The organism is Cyanobium sp. ATX-6F1, from assembly GCF_047395825.1.
Taxonomy (GTDB): Bacteria; Cyanobacteriota; Cyanobacteriia; order PCC-6307; family Cyanobiaceae; genus ATX-6F1.
Window position 1 is genome coordinate 189,218 of record NZ_JBCEBF010000002.1, and the last position, 17,608, is coordinate 206,825.

Annotated in this window: 27 protein-coding genes and 2 pseudogenes; 20 read left to right on the top strand and 9 right to left on the bottom strand. The window is 61.5% G+C overall.

Going from position 1 to position 17,608, the window contains the following annotated elements; all coding sequences use genetic code 11:
* Positions 1 to 40 precede the first annotated feature (40 nt).
* The 7 genes and pseudogenes from ahr to AAF143_RS10945 all read left to right on the top strand — a co-directional run bounded on the left by ahr (position 41) and on the right by AAF143_RS10945 (position 4,755).
* Positions 41 to 1,061 (top strand): annotated as a pseudogene (gene ahr / locus AAF143_RS10915) (NADPH-dependent aldehyde reductase Ahr).
* 249 nt (positions 1,062 to 1,310) lie between these two features.
* The gene (locus tag AAF143_RS10920; protein ID WP_255010169.1) at positions 1,311 to 1,658 is read left to right on the top strand and encodes a nucleotidyltransferase domain-containing protein; all 348 of its coding nucleotides are present in this window, start codon (positions 1,311 to 1,313) and stop codon (positions 1,656 to 1,658) included.
* Complete coding sequence (locus tag AAF143_RS10925) at positions 1,645 to 2,043, top strand: HEPN domain-containing protein (protein ID WP_255010172.1); 399 nt, start codon at positions 1,645 to 1,647, stop codon at positions 2,041 to 2,043. The genes AAF143_RS10920 and AAF143_RS10925 overlap by 14 nt, the downstream gene beginning before the upstream one ends.
* Positions 2,044 to 2,601: 558 nt before the next feature.
* Positions 2,602 to 3,282 (top strand): HIT domain-containing protein, encoded by a 681-nt coding sequence (locus AAF143_RS10930; protein WP_414027013.1) that lies wholly within the window; start codon positions 2,602 to 2,604, stop codon positions 3,280 to 3,282.
* A gap of 26 nt (positions 3,283 to 3,308) precedes the next feature.
* The gene (locus tag AAF143_RS10935; protein ID WP_414027014.1) at positions 3,309 to 3,668 is read left to right on the top strand and encodes a DnaJ domain-containing protein; all 360 of its coding nucleotides are present in this window, start codon (positions 3,309 to 3,311) and stop codon (positions 3,666 to 3,668) included.
* A gap of 8 nt (positions 3,669 to 3,676) precedes the next feature.
* Positions 3,677 to 4,144, top strand: coding sequence for a hypothetical protein (locus tag AAF143_RS10940; protein WP_414027015.1), 468 nt, complete (start codon positions 3,677 to 3,679; stop codon positions 4,142 to 4,144).
* Positions 4,099 to 4,755 (top strand): hypothetical protein, encoded by a 657-nt coding sequence (locus AAF143_RS10945; RefSeq protein ID WP_414027016.1) that lies wholly within the window; start codon positions 4,099 to 4,101, stop codon positions 4,753 to 4,755. Before AAF143_RS10940 ends, AAF143_RS10945 begins: the two co-directional genes overlap by 46 nt.
* Positions 4,756 to 5,606: 851 nt before the next feature.
* Here AAF143_RS10945 and AAF143_RS10950 read toward each other — a convergent pair.
* From AAF143_RS10950 to AAF143_RS10965, 4 genes and pseudogenes are all read right to left on the bottom strand, one after another.
* Positions 5,607 to 6,683, bottom strand: coding sequence for a RelA/SpoT domain-containing protein (locus AAF143_RS10950; RefSeq protein ID WP_255010184.1), 1,077 nt, complete (start codon positions 6,681 to 6,683; stop codon positions 5,607 to 5,609).
* A 108-nt stretch (positions 6,684 to 6,791) separates the two neighbouring features.
* Positions 6,792 to 7,352 carry a hypothetical protein gene (locus tag AAF143_RS10955; RefSeq protein WP_255010187.1) on the bottom strand — a complete coding sequence of 187 codons (561 nt, stop codon included), beginning with the start codon at positions 7,350 to 7,352 and terminating at the stop codon, positions 6,792 to 6,794.
* A 99-nt stretch (positions 7,353 to 7,451) separates the two neighbouring features.
* Complete coding sequence (locus AAF143_RS10960) at positions 7,452 to 7,730, bottom strand: DUF1294 domain-containing protein (RefSeq protein WP_255010189.1); 279 nt, start codon at positions 7,728 to 7,730, stop codon at positions 7,452 to 7,454.
* Positions 7,731 to 7,877: 147 nt separating this feature from the next.
* Positions 7,878 to 8,111 (bottom strand): annotated as a pseudogene (locus AAF143_RS10965) (cold shock domain-containing protein); the annotation flags it as partial.
* A 234-nt stretch (positions 8,112 to 8,345) separates the two neighbouring features.
* On the opposite strand from AAF143_RS10965, the gene AAF143_RS10970 reads away from it, so the two are divergent.
* The 11 genes from AAF143_RS10970 (at position 8,346) to AAF143_RS11020 (ending at position 14,688) form a co-directional block, all read left to right on the top strand.
* Positions 8,346 to 11,519, top strand: coding sequence for a DUF3427 domain-containing protein (locus tag AAF143_RS10970; protein WP_255010191.1), 3,174 nt, complete (start codon positions 8,346 to 8,348; stop codon positions 11,517 to 11,519).
* A gap of 9 nt (positions 11,520 to 11,528) precedes the next feature.
* Positions 11,529 to 11,759 (top strand): DUF433 domain-containing protein, encoded by a 231-nt coding sequence (locus tag AAF143_RS10975; RefSeq protein ID WP_255010193.1) that lies wholly within the window; start codon positions 11,529 to 11,531, stop codon positions 11,757 to 11,759.
* Positions 11,756 to 11,896: a DUF5615 family PIN-like protein gene (locus AAF143_RS10980; RefSeq protein ID WP_414027017.1), complete on the top strand. Its 141-nt coding sequence runs from the start codon at positions 11,756 to 11,758 to the stop codon at positions 11,894 to 11,896. Before AAF143_RS10975 ends, AAF143_RS10980 begins: the two co-directional genes overlap by 4 nt.
* The gene (locus AAF143_RS10985; protein WP_414027018.1) at positions 11,893 to 12,033 is read left to right on the top strand and encodes a hypothetical protein; all 141 of its coding nucleotides are present in this window, start codon (positions 11,893 to 11,895) and stop codon (positions 12,031 to 12,033) included. The genes AAF143_RS10980 and AAF143_RS10985 overlap by 4 nt, the downstream gene beginning before the upstream one ends.
* 24 nt (positions 12,034 to 12,057) lie before the next feature.
* On the top strand, positions 12,058 to 12,741 hold the full coding sequence (locus AAF143_RS10990) for a DUF3427 domain-containing protein (protein ID WP_255010197.1): 684 nt from the start codon (positions 12,058 to 12,060) through the stop codon (positions 12,739 to 12,741).
* A gap of 53 nt (positions 12,742 to 12,794) precedes the next feature.
* The gene (locus AAF143_RS10995; RefSeq protein ID WP_255010199.1) at positions 12,795 to 12,989 is read left to right on the top strand and encodes a DNA-binding protein; all 195 of its coding nucleotides are present in this window, start codon (positions 12,795 to 12,797) and stop codon (positions 12,987 to 12,989) included.
* A 165-nt stretch (positions 12,990 to 13,154) separates the two neighbouring features.
* On the top strand, positions 13,155 to 13,334 hold the full coding sequence (locus AAF143_RS11000; RefSeq protein ID WP_255010201.1) for a hypothetical protein: 180 nt from the start codon (positions 13,155 to 13,157) through the stop codon (positions 13,332 to 13,334).
* Between the two features lie 118 nt (positions 13,335 to 13,452).
* Complete coding sequence (locus AAF143_RS11005) at positions 13,453 to 13,671, top strand: type II toxin-antitoxin system HicB family antitoxin (RefSeq protein WP_255010203.1); 219 nt, start codon at positions 13,453 to 13,455, stop codon at positions 13,669 to 13,671.
* On the top strand, positions 13,664 to 13,909 hold the full coding sequence (locus AAF143_RS11010) for a type II toxin-antitoxin system HicA family toxin (RefSeq protein WP_255010205.1): 246 nt from the start codon (positions 13,664 to 13,666) through the stop codon (positions 13,907 to 13,909). Before AAF143_RS11005 ends, AAF143_RS11010 begins: the two co-directional genes overlap by 8 nt.
* Before the next feature lie 230 nt (positions 13,910 to 14,139).
* Entirely contained in the window at positions 14,140 to 14,331 is a 192-nt protein-coding gene (locus AAF143_RS11015) for a hypothetical protein (protein WP_414027019.1), read from the top strand.
* Between the two features lie 30 nt (positions 14,332 to 14,361).
* Positions 14,362 to 14,688 (top strand): nucleotidyltransferase family protein, encoded by a 327-nt coding sequence (locus AAF143_RS11020; RefSeq protein WP_255010208.1) that lies wholly within the window; start codon positions 14,362 to 14,364, stop codon positions 14,686 to 14,688.
* Positions 14,689 to 14,923: 235 nt separating this feature from the next.
* On the opposite strand, the gene AAF143_RS11025 is transcribed toward AAF143_RS11020, so the two are convergent.
* The 5 genes from AAF143_RS11025 to AAF143_RS11045 all read right to left on the bottom strand — a co-directional run bounded on the left by AAF143_RS11025 (position 14,924) and on the right by AAF143_RS11045 (position 16,697).
* Entirely contained in the window at positions 14,924 to 15,298 is a 375-nt protein-coding gene (locus tag AAF143_RS11025) for a type II toxin-antitoxin system VapC family toxin (protein ID WP_255010210.1), read from the bottom strand.
* 31 nt (positions 15,299 to 15,329) lie between these two features.
* Positions 15,330 to 15,590, bottom strand: coding sequence for an antitoxin (locus AAF143_RS11030; RefSeq protein WP_255010212.1), 261 nt, complete (start codon positions 15,588 to 15,590; stop codon positions 15,330 to 15,332).
* 278 nt (positions 15,591 to 15,868) lie between these two features.
* Complete coding sequence (locus AAF143_RS11035; RefSeq protein WP_255010215.1) at positions 15,869 to 16,243, bottom strand: hypothetical protein; 375 nt, start codon at positions 16,241 to 16,243, stop codon at positions 15,869 to 15,871.
* Positions 16,240 to 16,587 (bottom strand): hypothetical protein, encoded by a 348-nt coding sequence (locus AAF143_RS11040; protein ID WP_414027020.1) that lies wholly within the window; start codon positions 16,585 to 16,587, stop codon positions 16,240 to 16,242. The genes AAF143_RS11035 and AAF143_RS11040 overlap by 4 nt, the downstream gene beginning before the upstream one ends.
* Entirely contained in the window at positions 16,551 to 16,697 is a 147-nt protein-coding gene (locus AAF143_RS11045; RefSeq protein WP_414027021.1) for a hypothetical protein, read from the bottom strand. The genes AAF143_RS11040 and AAF143_RS11045 overlap by 37 nt, the downstream gene beginning before the upstream one ends.
* Positions 16,698 to 16,834: 137 nt before the next feature.
* Between AAF143_RS11045 and AAF143_RS11050 the strand changes: the two genes are divergently transcribed.
* Complete coding sequence (locus AAF143_RS11050) at positions 16,835 to 17,065, top strand: antitoxin MazE family protein (RefSeq protein WP_255010218.1); 231 nt, start codon at positions 16,835 to 16,837, stop codon at positions 17,063 to 17,065.
* On the top strand, positions 17,062 to 17,391 hold the full coding sequence (locus AAF143_RS11055; RefSeq protein WP_255010220.1) for a type II toxin-antitoxin system PemK/MazF family toxin: 330 nt from the start codon (positions 17,062 to 17,064) through the stop codon (positions 17,389 to 17,391). The genes AAF143_RS11050 and AAF143_RS11055 overlap by 4 nt, the downstream gene beginning before the upstream one ends.
* Positions 17,392 to 17,608: the final 217 nt, after the last annotated feature.

Sequence of the window (17,608 nt, forward strand, 5' to 3'; positions counted from 1 at the left end):
TCGTTGAGATCATCAGATCCATCCCAAGCCAGCAGATTCGATGACCGCACAGATCGAGGCCCTCGCTGCCCTCGGCGCCGGGCAACCGCTCCAGCCCTTTTCCTACACCCCCGGTCCCCTCGGCAGCGATCAGGTGGAAATCGCCGTAGAGAGCTGCGGCATCTGCCATAGCGATCTCTCCATGCTCGACAACGAGTGGGGCATGACCGCCTATCCGTTTATTCCCGGCCATGAAGTGATCGGCCGGGTGGCCGCCCTCGGGGAGCACACGAAGCGTCTGAGCATCGGCGACCGGGTTGGTCTGGGCTGGTTTTCCGGCAGCTGCGGCGCCTGCGACCAATGCCTCTCCGGCAACCAGAACCTCTGCCTTAAGGCCGAAGCCACCATCGTCGGGCGCCACGGAGGCTTCGCGACGCGGGTGCGGGCCGAGTGGACCTGGGTGTCTCCCTTGCCGGAAGGCCTCGACGCCGAGAAGGCAGGCCCCCTTTTCTGCGGTGGCATCACCGTCTTCAATCCGATCGTGGAATTGGGTATCAAACCCACCGACAGCGTGGCGGTGATCGGGATCGGCGGGCTGGGTCACATGGCCCTGAAGTTTCTGCGGGCCTGGGGATGCGACGTCACCGCCTTCACCAGCAGCGACTCGAAACGGGAGGAAGCGCTCCAGCTGGGCGCCCACCGCACCTTGAACTCCCGCAACGCCGAAGAACTGGCAGGGGCTGCGAGCAGCTTCGACTTCATTCTCAACACCACCAACGCCAACCTCGACTGGAACACCTACATCGCCGCCCTCAAACCCAAGGGGCGTCTGCACACCGTGGGGGCCGTACCTGAACCGATCGCCTTGGCCGCTTTTCCGATGATTCTCGGGCAGAAAAGCCTCTCCGCTTCCACCGCTGGGGAGCCCTTCCACCACCGACAAGATGCTGCATTTCAGCTGTCGCCACGGCATCGCGCCCACCACGGAGTTCTTTCCCATGTCGAAGGTCAATGAAGCCCTGGATCACCTCCGCTCCGGCAAAGCCCGCTACCGCATCGTGCTGATCAACGACCTGGGGTGAGGCCCACAAGCGGCTGCTGAGACTGTGGCCCCAGCGGCAGCGGATATCGAGATGACTGGGGCGGCCACAGCAGTACCCGCAGCAGGGTTGGCTGCAGCCGCATCACGCCCACGCCAGAGGGGATCCCAGCAAGGGCGAAGCCCTGACGGGCCGCCGAAGACCTGCCTGCCGATCCGAAGTGGGCTGGCACATCAGCCCACCAACCCCAACACGGCTGCATCGCCTGGCGGGTGGCTTCACAATGGGGTGATGAGCACGGCATCCACGCCCACGATCGAGGAACGGCTCCAGGCCATGGCCGGGGTGATCCATGGCGTCATCCCCGGGGCGCAGGTGCGGCTGTTCGGTTCGAGGGCTCGCGGCACCAGCGGACCTGATTCCGACATCGATCTGCTGATCACCGCCCCAGATGAGTGGCTGGCGCAGCATCACCGTTTCCAGGTGCTGAACGATCTGTGGGGTCGGCTGGCCCAGGCGGATGTGTCGCTCGATCTGCTGCTGTACTCCCGGAGCGAATGCGAGGAGCGCCAGCACTGGCGGAGCCATGTGATTGGCAGGGCCTACCGGGAAGGACGGCTACTGCATGGCGCTCTCTGAAGCGGAAGGTCTGCTGCGCATCGCCGCCGTCGATTTGGAGAGCGCTCAGGCTTCCTTCGACCCGACCGTCTTTCGCGAAGGTGCCTGGGGTTTCTGGCTGCAGCAGGCCGTGGAGAAGGCGTTGAAGGCCTGGCTGCTGCATCTGGGCAGCGATCCGCCGCTCACCCATGACCTGCGCCGTCTGGTGTTGCTGCTTGAGGCCAAGGGAGTAGCCACGGCCAAGCTGCAACCGCTCGCTCAGCTCACCGTCTATGCCGTGCAGTTCCGCTATGACGCCGATCCCACACCCCTGGGGTTGGATCGGGAAGACCTCAACCGGCAGGTGAAGGAACTGATCGCCCGGGTGCAGGCGCTGGTCATGCCGGGTTCCGAAACTGAGGCGTGACGGTGTCTGCCATGCCCCACCCCCTCTGCTGCCTTCCATCGCCTGCGCGCGTTCATCGCCGAGCGCATGCGCATGAGACCTATCGACCAGCCGTTGATGCTCCTGGAACTGCTCGGCCATGGGTTTGCCAGGCAACAGCCAGCCCAGCCCCAGTGCAGGACGTCGCCCGCAGGATCCTGGGAGAAGACTTGACCCAGATCGACACCTACGTGCAGCGGGTGAAGCGCATGGTGGGCCGGGTGCTCACCGGCAACGGCATCACCGCCTACGGCAACGGCGCCTACAGCCTGATCGGCGGCGACGAACTGAGCGATGGCGTTACCTGGCCGAAGGCCAGCGTGGCGGAGCCACTACGCGACGAACTGCAGCAGCTCTGCCGGCAGCGCCTTGATGCCTTCCGCTCCCAGCGCGGCGAAGAGGTATTTGCCCACCGCAGCCGCCACCGCACGCCGATCAGCGGCTCGATCAAGTACCGCGTGCTCACCCGCGCCCGGGGCCGCTGCGAATGCTGCGGCGCGGGCTGTTGCTCAGCAAATCCCGCACCAGTGCGCCCTGGAGGTGGATCACATCATCCCCAGAAACCAGGGAGGACCCGACGACCTCTCCAACTTCCAGGCCCTCTGCTTCCGCTGCAATGCCGGCAAGCGGGACACGGACCGCACCGACTTTCGCGGACTCCTCGCCAGCTACCAGCACAGGCAGGAGGGCTGTGTGTTCTGCGCGCTGGAGGGCAGCGGCCGGGTGCTGCTGGAGAACGAGCTGGCGCTCTGCATCGCCGATGCCTATCCGGTGAGTGAGGGGCACAGCCTGGTGATCCCCAGACGCCATGTGTCCGACGGGCTGGAGTTGCACCAGCCGGAGTGGAATGCGGTGGTGGAACGGCTCAAGCGTCGGCGCGAGCAGATCGCGGCTGATGATGCCGGGATCAGCGGCTGGAATCTGGGGCTGAACTCAGGCGAAGCGGCCGGACAGACGGTGTTTCATGCGCACTGGCATCTGATCCCCCGCCGCACAGGTGATGACAAATCCCCCGCGGAGGCGTTCGGGGGGTTATCAAGGGCAAGCAGGAGTACTGAGCCGTGGCCACCAAGACGCCAACGCGCAAGAAGCTGGACAGGCCAGCGGTCTTGGCACGGATCGAGGAGATCCTCTCGGCAGGGGCACCGGATGCCGAAAGCCTGCTGGCTTTCGCAGAGCTCATCAACGGAAAGCCTTTCCCTGAGCCTGTTCTCACGTTGACTGAGCTCAAAACGGCTGTCTGCAAGGTGTTCGGCAGCAAGAACGCCACAGAGCTACGCAAGTCGAGCGAGTTCAATCTCGCGATGGCTGGGCGCAGCTTTGATCTCAAGACCAAGGCTGATTGGCTCAAGCTCTATCGGGAGTGGGTTGGGGTTCCCCGCAGCGAGCGGGACAAAATAGGCAAGACATCCATCAACGGCATCGATGTCTTGGAGAATTTCAGACCTTGGCATGTGTTCTCTCTGGAACCATCGACAGCCAGTGCGGATGACATCAAAGAGGCCTTCCGCAGGCTGGCCAAAGAACACCATCCCGATGTGGGCGGCGATCCGCGCGTGATGGAGCGGCTCCAGAAAATGCGTGACTCCCTTCTTGCCTTTCTCTGAACAAGATGATGACGACGACATCCAAGCGATCACGTGACGCCTTCTCCTTTCAGGAGTCAGCCAAAATCCTTGGCATCAGCGCCAAGAAGCTCGATGGGATTTGCAAATTCTTTGATGCCCACAATGACGATGAATGGGAGCTGATCGAAGGAGAGTTCTTTGAATACGAACTAGGGCAAGCTCGTAGTCGCCGCTTTTACGAAGAAGGCGTCATGGCGATTGCAAAGTATCTGGAAGAGAAGGAAGGTGGAAGCATCATCGCCAAAATCCATGAGTTCTTCACCCACCACCGCGCGCGGGTGACACGCACCCTCGTCAAACGACGCATCATTCAAGTCACCCAAGATCGGAGCACCATCGAAATCCGAGGCGATCTGATTTTTTGGAGCAACGCTCAGTTGTCAGGGTTCTGGGCACCAATGGCAAAGGGATGGCTGGCACGATCACAAGGATCCAAGAGGAAAGCGCAGGGTTAGAAGGTGCAGAGGGTTTAGAGATCGGCGTTCATTTCGATAGCTTTGATGGCAAAGATCAACGCCATTGGAGCCAGCGCGGCATTGTGCGGCTGGCGAAGACGATGAACGACAAGGGCAAGATCAGCAAGGCACGCAAGGCCTGGGTGAAAGCCGTCGCGGAAGTTGCTGAAGACTGCTTTGAAGCCCAGCGAAAGCTGCTGGAGAGCCACGAGGCGCGGGTCAAGGCGGCAAAAGACAAAGTTCGTCAGAAGGCCCTACGCAAAGATGGCTCTGGCTGTGCAGTCTCGGGCCACAAGCCATCAGCATCCGATCAGAATCCGGTTGAACTGGAGGCACATCACCTTTTTGACGCTAGTTCAAGGCCTGATCTTGCGGCCTATGAAGAAAACTTGATTGCGATCAGCAGCAGCATCCATCGCAACTTTCACAAGTGGATGGGCGCCAAGCCCTGCGAACCCAAAGATTTTGTTGACTATCTCTTAGGCAACGAGATGAGCCATTTTGATGGTGCGCCGAGCGTCAAGAAAAGGAAGGAGCAGAAGCTGGAGAGACTGATGAATCGGGTGGAGTTGTTGCAGGCGAGGTTTGAGGGGAATCATTTGCTTTACTAACGCTCCAGCTCAGAAGCGGGCAGATAATGTTCAGAATGCGCAGGCAGCTTATGCATCCATCATCTCAATCTGGATGTTGGACGGCATGCTATGAGAAAATTGATCCTATGGAACGACCAGGCACTTTCAGAAATCAACCATCAGCGAATTGGTGGATACATTCATCTCTGCAATTGCCCGGAAACGAACAGTGTAAGCAGTAATTGACTGGCAATGGACACATGATTAAAGGCAAGACGCATTAAAAAGATATGCACTCAGTCCCAGGCAAATAAACGGTTTGGCAGTGATTTTTAAGCCTGCTTGTGATGCTCATCGTTGCGTTGCTGAGACTCCTCCTTTCCCTCTAGCCAATAGATTCCCTTGAACTTATCAAGTGCCATGCGCCGATAGGCCTCCTCACTCATCACGACTTCAGCAGTGAAGTAGTAAGTCAGCTCGCCTCCATCGCTAGATGAAACAACCTTTGGCTGGAATGTGCGACTACCATCCGAGTCGGTAGGCGTGAGAGAGAAATGTCCAGGGCGAAGACGTCCCATGATCTTTCTAGGATTGGTTGGTGGCAGAGCAAATTATGCCATATGCAACTTCAAGCTGCAGGCTTTCCCTTGCTGGATAACTCTAGCTTGGCTGTATAGCTATATCTCTTGCGATATTATCCCAAGACACCACGTTCATTGCTGCGTGTCGACACCGTCGATGTCAATAAACATTTGGCAAGTCATTCATCAGTGACTCGACAAGGTTTCATTAGCCTAGACCGCCCAACGCTCCAGATCAGAAGCGGGAGCATTATGAACGGATGCAAGCCAATCAAATGCCCAGTCTTCTGTATCTTATTGTTAGGCATATTACTGGGAAAGATCCATGCCGCCTGTATATTGAGTAGCTCTAGCGAGTATGGCGCATCCATCATCGATTAGGCGAAGAAAATCACGAGCATCAGAGAAATAATTCTTAAACGCCAAACGAACATCTTCAGAGGTGTCGGCTCTCACCAGGACAATGTCTCTATCAGGCATTTCCTTCTCGAACTCAAAAAGTGCTCTGAGCGCATCCGGAGCGTCTCGATACTGCTTGACTTCCAGTGGCTTTCCCTCTGAAATAATCAGAATCGCATTTCTCCTCGCTGAAATAATCTGATCGGCTGAGTTAAGGCCTCGAAGCATGTGCAGCAGCCCCAATTCCCTTTCTGCAGCAAGGAAGTCTGTCACAAGATCACGATCATCAAGATCCGGCAAGGCACCTTTCATGCCTTCATGGGCTCGAGCTAATATTTCGCTCGCCATCTTCATTACTGTTTCGTAACGTGTATCCCCGTGCTTAAACTTTGGCTGACTTTCTGTAATGAAGCCGATGACCTCAACTGTCGTAGCCCAAGCGTGCTGGACCAAGGTTCGATACTGAATCTCTACATACAGTCCTTTCAGAGGGCGTCCGACAACGGAGTTGACATCATACTCGTACACATCATGCACTCCTCTATAGCCAGATTCCTTGGGGTTCTTGATGTAATCGTACTTGTCTTTATCGTCTGCATTGCGTCGCTTGTGCTTGAAGCGAGCCTTATGGAAATGATCCCTAAAAGAATAGAGCTCCTCGATGCTTCTAAATATTAGCCTGCAGCCGGCTACATCGTCCATGCGAGACAGGTTCATTCTCGGGAATCGATTCAGCTTGTGAAATATTGTCCTCTTACGCTTGTGGCGCTGGGCAAAGATAATGCCCTTGTCTCTGCCTCTCTGAATAAGATTGACCTTAAATGTATTTAGAACTGCTCTGTGAGCTGCTCGCCACTCATCGATAACCTGGAGATCCTCCGAGTTTGCAGTTCCTTCCCGCACCCGCTGTCCAGCACGGTTTACTCTCGACTTTGATCCACCAGGGAACGCCTGTTCTTGGTCGGGGGAATGGCTTGGGTTCTCCATGACACAATTATGGCGCCTAACGTTCGCCTTCACTTGGCCGCATGGAGCCGATGAACACCGCTGACAATGAGTGGAGGTGGCTCAGATACATGGTGATCTTAAGTATCGCTACGACACGATGGCGACCTTGGAGTGCATGGCAACATGCTCGAGGTTACTGTAGCGGTAATACCTGCCAACGATCCTGCATGCCTTTACTTCTAGGCTGTTCAAGTTCCAGAAATATTCGACCTCATCCTTTCTTGCTTGACGGACATAAGCCATCGGAACAAAGTATCGGCCACCGTCCATTGAAATGAACGTTAGCTCCCTTAGTGTCATGCCGTTGAGCTCTAGATGGACAGGGTAAGCGTAACTGTTGCGGTCCGGATACAGCAATGTCCAGCGCTCAGCAAATAAGCGTGTTCGTTCGCCAATCTTGATCTGGTATGTGTTGTCGGTGACAGCGATCCACACTTCAGTGCCATCAATATCGGTCTTGGACCAACTGCTGGATTCAAGCATTCTCTCGAAGTTCTGGAGCGTGTTGCGTGGCTTTAGGTCTGCAGACAATTTTTGAAGCTCAGCGCGCTGATCAGAACCCGCCTTGATGTAGTAGCGGTGAGTTATGAGCCAGGAGAGTAAGCCACCAATGGCTGCTCCTGCGGCGAAAGTGAGAAACTCGTTCATGGGACGCCTAACGCCCAAGATCAGAAGCGGGCCAAGATTCACTGGCATCACAAGCAATCAATGATCCCGTCTTCTGCATCTGGATGTTAGTCCGCGCCATCATGCCTGCACATTGCGGATCAACCCTGAATGCCATGCAACAAAACCCGCGACGTTGATGGCCACTGTGACCCAGAAGATAGCCACGAAGTTTGACTTGGAACACTTGTGGCGCAGTAGCTGCTGAGCGAGCAGGGCGCCCGGCCAGCCGCCAACCACCCCAAGCAAGTGCAATGTCCTCTCCGGCGTGCGCCAGCTTCCATTGATAGCAGCCGACTTATCGACCGCGTATGCAATAAACGTCAAGAGACTGAGCCCGAAGTACACAGCGGAAACCATGGGGTTGACCGACCACCTGCTCGCGACATAGATCCAGACTGAAGCGAAGGCCGGGATGACCAGCAGTCGTGGGAGAGTCCATGCTGCAGGCGACTCCGATCGGTATGTCTTGGGTGCACGATTACCTACGAGGTACTGGACTGAGCGCGCACGCTGCTTGCCGTTTGGGCCTAGCTCGATCTCAAAGGTTAAAGCCTTCCCGGTTGTCGGGCGCTTGATGCTGGGTGGGAAAGCCTTGATATGAACAAAGATATCCTTGCCACCCTGAGCTGGCTCAATGAACCCGAAGCCTCGCTCATCATTCCACGATTTTAGGTTACCTCGTAGTCGCATCGGTGTTTTGCGTCGGTCTAACAATGATTGGGCGGGTCCGATAACCATCTGCAATGCTTGGCCCCTTCCGCATAACAAGCCTTGCCGCGAAAACACCAAGCTTCAAGATGCCATCCATTGCAAGAGTTCCCCAAGGATCGGCAGCCGTTGATCGCCACGTTAGACGGATCCGATATCCAGGCAGTTCGTTGCGATACTTCTAAGCACTGAGGCGGCCTTCTGCGTTCGGCCCCACTCCAGCCCTTCATCCTCGATCATTTCTGCAGACAGGCTCAGGCTGAATTGAGCACCCCACCCCCCAACCCCGGCCTCTACGACCACCTCCTTACCGAGGTCCTGGAGCAGCAGTTGGCGGGCGTACCCCAGGAGTTGGTGGGCCTCGATCCCCTCGACCCCGAGGAAGCGCCCCACAAGCTCTCGCGCCACCTCGCCGCCTTGGTGCGCAGCGCCCTGGCCAGCCTTCCCGATGGACATCCCACAGCAGCCCAGCTGAAGCTGGTGAACCAGTTGGTGGCCTTGCTGATTGCCCAGGTGCCCCGGGCCGTTAGCCCCGGTGATGCCGTCCACCCCAGTAGCCAAAACCTCAGCAGCATCCTTGCCTCCCCGCTGCTTCCTGGCCAAGCCAAGCCGTTGCGTCCCCTGATCCCCCTGGCCGACAGCACCCTGCTGGTGAACGCCAGCGGCGAGCCATCGGTGGGGCAGGCGTTGATCCACGAAATCCCCTCCGCCCAGCGGATTGACCTGCTCTGCGCCTTCATCAAGTGGAGCGGCCTGCGTCTGCTGCAGGAGCCCTTGGCCGACCTGCTGCGCGCCGGCCGGCCGTTGAGGGTGCTCACCACCGTCTACATGGGTGCCACCGACCGCCGCGCCCTTGATTGGCTCGTGGCCCACGGCGCCGAGGTGCGTGTCAGCTACGACACCCGCCGTACCCGTCTGCATGCCAAGGCCTGGTTGTTTCACCGCGCCTCGGGCGCAGCCACCGCCTACATCGGCTCCTCCAACCTCTCCACCGCCGCCTTGCACGACGGCCTGGAGTGGAACGTGCGCCTCTCCGCCCAAGACAACGAGGGCATCCTCTCCAAGTTCCAGGCCACCTTTGAGAGCTACTGGGAGGAGGGCGAATTCGAGCCTTACCGGGCCAGCGAGATCGAGCAGCGTCGCTTTGATCGGGCCGCGGCGAACGAAACCACCAGCGACGCCACACCGCTCAGCTTCTTCGACATCCGCCCTCACGCCTACCAGCAGGAGATCCTCGAAAAGCTCGCCGCCGAGCGCAGCCTCCACAACCGCTGGCGCAACCTGGTGGTGGCCGCCACCGGCACCGGCAAAACCGTGATCGCCGCCCTCGATTACGCCCGCCTGGCGTCTGATTTCGGCAACCAGTGCACCGCCCTGGCCGGTCCGGGCTACCCCAGCCTGCTGTTCGTGGCTCACCGGAAGGAAATCCTGGAACAGAGCCTCGCCACCTTCCGCCAGGTGCTGCGCGATGGCTCCTTCGGTGAGCTGCTGGTGGATGGCCAGCGTCCCGGCCAGTGGCGCCATGTGTTCGCCTCGGTGCAGTCGCTCGCGGGGATCGATCCGGCGGGCCTGGCGCCGGGCAGCTTCAACGTGGTGATCGTCGATGAGTTCCACCACGCCGCCGCCTCCAGCTACGAGCGCTGGCTGGCCCACCTGGCGCCGTCCCTGCTGCTCGGCCTCACCGCCACCCCCGAACGCACAGACGGGCTCGACATCCTCCATTGGTTCGGTGGCCACACCGCCGCCGAGCTGCGCCTCTGGAGCGCCCTCGATCAGGGCCTGCTGGCGCCCTTCCACTACTTCGGCCTCCACGACGGCACCGACCTCTCGCAGATCGAATGGCGCCGCAACGGCTACGCCACAGAAGCTCTCACCAACCTCTACACCGCCGACGACGCCCGCCTGCGCCTGATCCTGCGCGAACTCGAAGGCAAGATCACCCACCTGTCCACGATGCGGGCCCTGGGCTTCTGCGTGAGCGTGGAGCACGCCGCCTGGATGGCCCGCAAGTTCGCCGCTGCCGGCCTGCGCGCCGCCTCCCTGGATGCCAACAGCCCTCGCGACGAGCGCGCCGAGCAGATCCGCCGCCTGCGGTCCGGTGAGCTGCAGATCCTCTTCGCCGTGGATCTGTTCAACGAAGGGCTCGACATCCCCGAGATCGACACGGTGCTGTTCCTGCGGCCCACCGAGAGCGCGATCGTGTTCCTGCAGCAGCTCGGCCGCGGTCTGCGCCTCTGCCCAGGCAAGAGCTGCCTCACTGTTCTGGATTTCATCGGCCAGGCCCACCGCAACTTCCGCCACGACATCCGCTACCGCGCCCTGCTCGGCGGCAGCCGCGACCAGCTGCGCCAGCAGATCGAAACCGGCTTCCCCTTCCTCCCCGCCGGCTGCAGCCTCCAGCTCGATCGCGTCTCCACGGAGCGGGTGCTTTCCAATCTGCGCGAGTCGCTGCCCAGCCGCCGGCCCCAGCTGCTCGCCGAATGCCGCCGCCTCGGGGCCTGTTCGCTGGCGGAGCTGCTCGACGGACTCGGCATGGAGCTGGGGGAGTTCTATCGGGTGGCGGGGTGTTGGGCGTTGCTGCAGCGGGAGCTGGGGTGGGCGGTGGCGGAGGCCTCCGGGGAGCCCACGGCGGATGAAGAGCGGTTGGGGCGGGGCATCGCCGGCGGTTTGCTGCACCTCGACGACCCCGAGCGCCTGCGTTGGCTGGTGGATCAGCTGCAGCGGCCGCTGGCACCCGATCCGGCGGGGTTGGACCTGTGTGCGGAGCGCCAGTGGCGGATGCTGCTGGCCCAGCTCTGGGGCAGTGGCCGCCAGCACCTGCCGCTGGCCGAGGCGTTGGTGCGGCTCTGGGCCGCCGCCGCCATCCGCGCCGAGCTGGTGGAGCTGTTCGCGCTGCTGCTGGAGCGCACCGACCACCTGGTGGCACCGCTCGCCTGGCCGTTTCAGGGTGAAGGCGAACCAGCCCCGCCAGTGCCCCTGAAGCTCCACGGCCGTTACTCCCGCGCCGAGGTATTCGCGGCGTTCGGGTTATTGAACGAAGCCCGCCCCTTCCCCGGCCGCGAGGGTGTGTTCTTTGATGAGGCCTCCCGATGCGACGTGTTCTTCATCACCCTGAAGAAGAGTGAGCGGTTGTTCTCCCCCACCACCCGCTACAACGACTACGCCATCTCACCGCGCGAGTTCCACTGGGAGAGCCAGAGCCTCACCCGCGAAGCCTCAGCCACCGGCCAGCGCTACATCCACCACCGCGCCCGCGGCAGCCGCGTGCTGTTGTTGGTGCGGGAGGAGAACCGGCGTGGCGGCGTCACGCTGCCGTTTCTGTGCCTGGGCTTTGCCGATTATGTGAGCAACGAAGGCGAGCGGCCGATGGCGATTCGCTGGCGGCTGCACAGGGCGATTCCGGGGGCCTTCTATCCGGAGCTGGCGGTGGCGGTTTAGCGTTGGTTCATGGATCACGAAGAGCGGATCACTATCAATTCGGCGGTTCGTTTTGGCAAGCCCTGCGTCCGCGGTACCCGTCTCACGGTGGGAGATGTTCTTGGCGCGTTGGCGAGCGGCATGACGGAAGCTGAGCTTCTGGGGGATTTTCCGCAGCTCAACCACGAGGATGTGCTGGCCTGCCTGGCCTATGCCGCCGACCGTGAACGGCGCCTGGTCATCCGTTCCGCAGCGGCGTGAACCTGCGGCTGCTTGGACTTGGTGGGGCGGATGATCTGGTGATCTGGGACCATGCCCGCCGCGAGGATGTCCTGCTGGTGACCAAGGACGAGGATTTCCTTCGACTCAGTGTGAGCCGAGGATTTCCCCCAAGGTGATCTGCCTGGGCATCGGGAATGCCGGCAATGCCGCCACCGCCGATCTGCTTCTGAACAATCTCGAGGCCATCGAAGCCTTCAAGGCCCATCCAGAGGCCGGCTTTCTTCTTCTCAGCCCCGAAGCTCAGTCTCCGTAAGGATGTGCGTAGCGCCAGTGGCGGATGCTGCTGGCCCAGCTCTGGGGCAGTGGCCGAAATCACCTGCCCTTGCCCGAAGCCCTCGCGCGGCTCTGGGTCGCCGCATCCATTCGCGCCGAGCTGGTGGAGCTGTTCGCGCTCCTGCTGGAGCGCACAAACCACCTGGTGACGCCGCTCGCCTGGCCGTTTCAGGCCGAAGGCGATCCAGCCCCGCCGGTGCCCTTGAAGCTCCACGGCCGCTACTCCCGCGCCGAAGTGTTCGCGGCGTTCGGCTTATTGAACGAGGCCCGCCCCTTCCCCGGCCGCGTAGCCGAAGGCTTCTGCGCAGCAGTTGGTGTGTTCTTCGATGAGGCCACGCGCTGCGACGTGTTCTTCATCACCCTGAAGAAGAGCGAGCGTTTGTTCTCTCCCACCACCCGCACCAACGACTACGCCATCTCACCGCGTGAGTTCCACTGGGAGAGCCAGAGCCTCACCCGCGAAGCCTCAGCCACCGGCCAGCGCAATATCCACCATCGCGAGCGCAGCAGCCGCGTGCTGTTGCTGGTGCGGGAGGAGAACCGGCGCGGCGGCGTCACGCTGCCGTTCCTGTGCCTCGGCTTTGCCGACTACGTGAGCCACGAAGGCGAACGCCCGATGGCGATTCGCTGGCGGCTGCAGCGGCCGATTCCGGGTGCGTTTTATCCGGAGCTGGCGGTGGCGGTGTGAGGGGGCCGCCCAGCTTTCGGCCTCTCCTATCCTTGGGGTTCTGGAGGACTTCCATGGCTCTCGCCATTGAGCTCAACGATGAACAGTCCCGGGCTCTGGCCGAGGTGGCCGGGCTGCTCAACGTGCCCCAGGAGGTCCTGGCCTCGGCCGCCGTCCGCGATCTGCTTAGCCGACCCTCCGCAGACTTCGAAGCAGCCGCATCGAACGTGCTGGCAAAGAATGAGGAGCTGTACCGTCGTCTGGCGTGATCCGCTATCTCCGCCTCGTTGAGGTACTGGAGCTGCACCGCCGATTGATCGCCACGTCCGGCGGTTCACCCGGATTGCGGGATCTTTTCAGGTGTTGATCTCTATCCAACTCTCATCGAAAAGTCTGCCGTTCTTGGCTTTTCCCTGATCAAGAATCATCCCTTTGTGGATGGCAACAAGCGTGTTGGCCATGCAGCCATGGAAGTGATGTTGATGCTTAACCGCTATCAGTTGACCGCTTCCAACGAATCCACCGAAGCCGTTGTTCTTGCTGTGGCCTCCGGAACGCTTGATCGGCAGGAATTTACCGAGTGGGTTAGGGAGCAGATCAAGCCCTTGGGATGAGGTTGGCGGCCGATAGGGCCACCGGCGACTGCAGCGGCCGATTCCGGGGGCCTTCGATCCGGAGCTGGCGGTGGCGGTTTGAGGGGGCCAGACTGTAGGCCTACCCAGCCCGGCGACCATGACGACCGCCACCCCCCAGCGCCTCACGGCAATCCTGCACCGGGAAGACGAGGTCAACGTGGCGGAATGCCCCGAGGTCGACACCGCGAGCCAGGGTGACTCGATCGAGGAAGCCCTGGCCAACCTGCGCGAGGCGACCGAGCTCTACTTGGAGGAATGCCCGCAACCTGCGCTGGCGCCCCGACTGCTGACCACCTTTGAGGTCAACGTTGCCTAAGTTGCCTCGGCTGCCGGCATCAGCCGCCATCGCCGCATTGCAGCGCCTCGGTTGTGAGATCGTGCGCCAGAAAGGCCGCCATGTGGTGCTGCGAAGACAATCCCTCAACCCGGAAAATGGCGATGCCAGCGTCACATGCGTGGAGCCTCCCCATCGGCGTGACCTGGCGGTGGGGACCTTGGGAAGCGTGCTTCGCCAGGCAGGTATCGACCCGGCAACGTTCATCGATGTCCTCTGACGCTTTTCATCGCGGAGCCTGAACCTACGCTTGGACGGCAGCTACAGCCGCGCTTCCTGCAGCGCATCACCCTGCGAACAAGCGAAGCCCTCTTCTCCCCCACCACCCGCACCAACGACGTCGCCATCTCGCCGCGTGAGTTCCACGGGGAGAGCCAGAGCCTCACCCGCGAAGCCTCAGCCACCGGCCAGCGCACCATCCACCACCGCGAGCGCGGCAGCCTGGTGCTGTTGTTGGTGCGGGTAGCCTCAGGCTTCTGCGCAGCAGTTGAGAACCGACGCGGCGGCGTCACGCTGCCGTTTCTGTGCCTGGGTTTTGCCGACTACGTGAGCCATGAAGGTGAGCGGCCGATGGCGATTCGCTGGCGGCTGCAGCGGCCGATTCCGGGGGCGTTCTACCCGAAGCTGGCGGTGGCGGTTTGAGGGAACCCAAGGCTCCATTAACCTGACTCCATGGACACGGCTGCCCCACTGCTGACCTTGCTGGTCGACCGGCTGGAGCCGCTCAGGCACCTGTGCAACCGCTACGGCGTGGATCGGCTTGAAGTGTTCGGCTCGGCGGCGAAGGGCCTGTTTGACCCTGCCAGCAGTGATCTGGACTTCATCGTGCAGATGACGGACCAACGAGAACCAGGCTATGCCCGGCGCTTCTGTTCCTTCGCCGATGACTTGGAAGCCCTTTTCGGCCGTCCGGTGGATCTCCTGACGGAATCCATGATCCACAATCCCTATTTCCGCAAAGACGTGGACGCGTCACGGCGGCTTCTCCTGGAACTCTGAACATGCGAAGGGAGGCGCTGAGAAGGGATCCCCCATGCTTTAGCCAGCGACTTGAACGCATCCAACGCCTGGGAGTCTGTTGCGCACAGATTGCGAGCAGCCTCTCCACAGACGTTCCTGAATCTGCCCAGAACCATGTGACTGCAGTGGTTCTAGGCGAAAGAATGAGGCATGCACAAGCCCAAGTCCGTCCGTCCGTCCCTGGCAGCCGGAGCAGACCATCCTGTTGCCGCCATCACCAGCTCTCCAATGTGAGTTCGTCCACCTGGGCGAAGGCCTGATCGGCGCTCACCAGGCTGCAGCCTTCGCTGAGAGCATGGCTGGCGATCAGCAGGTCCATCAAACCCAGGGGCTTGCCTCGTTGCTCCAGCTGGGCCCGAAGCCTGCCATAGGTGCGAGCGCATCCTTCGCTCCAGGGCAGGATCTCCAGAGCCTCCAGCGCCCCCTCGATCAGCTGGCGCTTGTTGGCAGGCAGCACGCGCCGCTCCAGCCCGTAGCGGATCTCCGCCGCCACGATCACCGAAAGGCAGCACTGCTGCTCCGCCAACCAGCCATCGAGGCGAGGCGAGCGCCCATCCAGAAGGGCGCGCACAGCGTTCGTATCGAGCATCCGCCTAGTCATTTCGGCCCTTGCGACATCGTCACGGCCAGTTGCCCTCCGGCGCTGCGGCTGGATCGCGTAGGTGATCAAAAAAGCTGTCCAGTTCTGCGCGTTCGCCTGGCTCGGCCAGCAGGGCATCACGCTGCTCCAGCCAGACGCGGGCGGAGGGCCGCAGCGGCGTGAGCACCACCGCGCCGGATTCGGGATCCCGGTGCACCTCCACCTCCGATCCCTCGAAGCGGAATTCGGCAGGCAGGCGCACCGCCTGGCTGCGCCCATTCCGAAACAGCTTGGCGCGCATTTCACTGAAGTGATAGATACCAAGTCTAGACCACTTGGCCGCCATCAGGCTGCCCCCTGGCGGCGGAGCAGCACCTCGCCATGGTCAAGCGCCTCGCGCACGACCGGAGCACCATTTCACGCATCCTGGCCAGGTGGCGTTCCTCGAAGGGCATCACCACCAGGACGTCGGCATCCAAATCCCAGCGCCTCGCGGGTCACCAGAGGTGTCGGGGTGGAAGTCATGGGCCCCTTCATCGCGAAGCTACCCAGCCAACAACGCCCACGACCAGCAGCGCCTCAGGCCAGGAACTGCCTCACCAAGCCAATCAGCTCCTTCTTGCTGAACGACTCCAAGGGCGGCGGCGGCGGCTCCACCTGCCTCTGCTCAAGAACCCTGGCCAGCTCGGGCTTCTTCAACTTGGTGTAGCCCTTGATCCCGTGGGTCTTGCACAGCTGCTTGAGGGCCGCCACCGACAACTTGAGAAAGCTCCCCTTGCCCAGCAGAGCCTTGCGGTGTTGGGAGGCGGCATCGGGTGGATCCTGCAGATGGCTGAGGGCTTCTCCCGAGCGCTGGAGATGCTCCCCCACACGCCGATAGACCCGGGCATCGGTGCCGGCGAGTTCCCGGTGGCTCTGCTCCAGCAGATCGGCGATCGATGGGCCCGCGCTCATGGCTGCTCGTTGATCTGGGCGGGTCCGTTGCCGGGGTCGGCCGCTTCGCCGGCGAGTGCCACAGCGCGCGCCTTCACCTGACGCCAGCGGCGGGCCTGGGCGATCAGCTGCCGGAACATCTCCACGAGCCAGAAGCCGCTCTGGCGCTCACTTTCATCAATCAGGCCCACCATCGCATCGCCGGTGTCCTCCAGTTCGCGGATCACGGCGCCGAGCTTGGCGTTCATGGCATGGAGCCGCGTCTTGGTGTGCGCTTCATCGGCCAGGTCGGCCGCCAGTTCCCCCAGTTCCCGTTGCAGCTCGGCGATCACCACACCGCGACGGTCGCTCTGGGCCTTGAGCACCCCCGGGAGCGGTTGGCCGACACCAGCGCCGCACGGCATTCGCTGTAGGTGGCCTCGAGAGCCTCCGGCTCTGGTGAGCTGGGGAACTCGCTGGCGGAGCGCAGGGCCATGCCGCGTAGAAGAACTGGAGGCAGGATGACAGCCTTGGATCTGGGCTGACGGTTTGCCTGAAAGCATGGAACGCGGGAGCGCCCCAGCCAAGCCCAGCTCCGCTAAATTACATGTAACTTCCTGGGGGACGATGGCGATGGACGAAGCAAAGCGTGCTCTCACCCGAGAAAAAGTCCGCGCCCACCGGGAGCGGCTACGGCGCCAGGGTCTGCGGCCGATCCAGATCTGGGTGCCGGATGTGCGCACTCCCGAGTTCGCCGCCGAGGCCCGGCGGCAATGCCTGCTCGTCAACGCAAGCGCTCAGGAGGCAGACGACCAGGCCTTCGTGGATGCCATTTCTATCTGGCCGGATCATTGCCCTGAATGAAACGGAGTGAAATCTGGACCGTCGCCGGAGGTGGCGCCTACACCTCAAAGCCGCGCCCTGCCGTGATCGTGCAAGACGATGCCTTCGCGGAGCGGGACTCAATCACCCTCTGCCCACTCACCACTGATCCCGCCGACGCCCCCGTGTTTCGGATTCCTGTGGAGCCAAGCAGCCGCAATGGCCTCTCCAGCCGTAGCTGGCTGATGGCGGACAAGCTCAGCACCGTTCCCCGTGAACGCCTCGGCAGCCGGATCGGCCAGCTCGAGGACGACCTGCTGCTGCGCCTGAACCGCTCGATCCTGGTGTTCCTCGGTTTGGCGCGCTGAGCCTTTTGTTCATCACCCTGAAGAAGTCCGAGCGGTTGTTTTCCCCCACCAACCGCTCCGTGGACCTGCGGCACCAGCGTCTGCACCGAAGCCTCACGTCGCCCTGCGCCCTCAGACAAGACCGCTCGATCGGTCTCCAGCGCAGCTCAAGGCTCGCTGGGCCGGCGATCTGGATGGCACGAGTACCGTCTCAACGGGAACGAGAACGGGCTCGAGG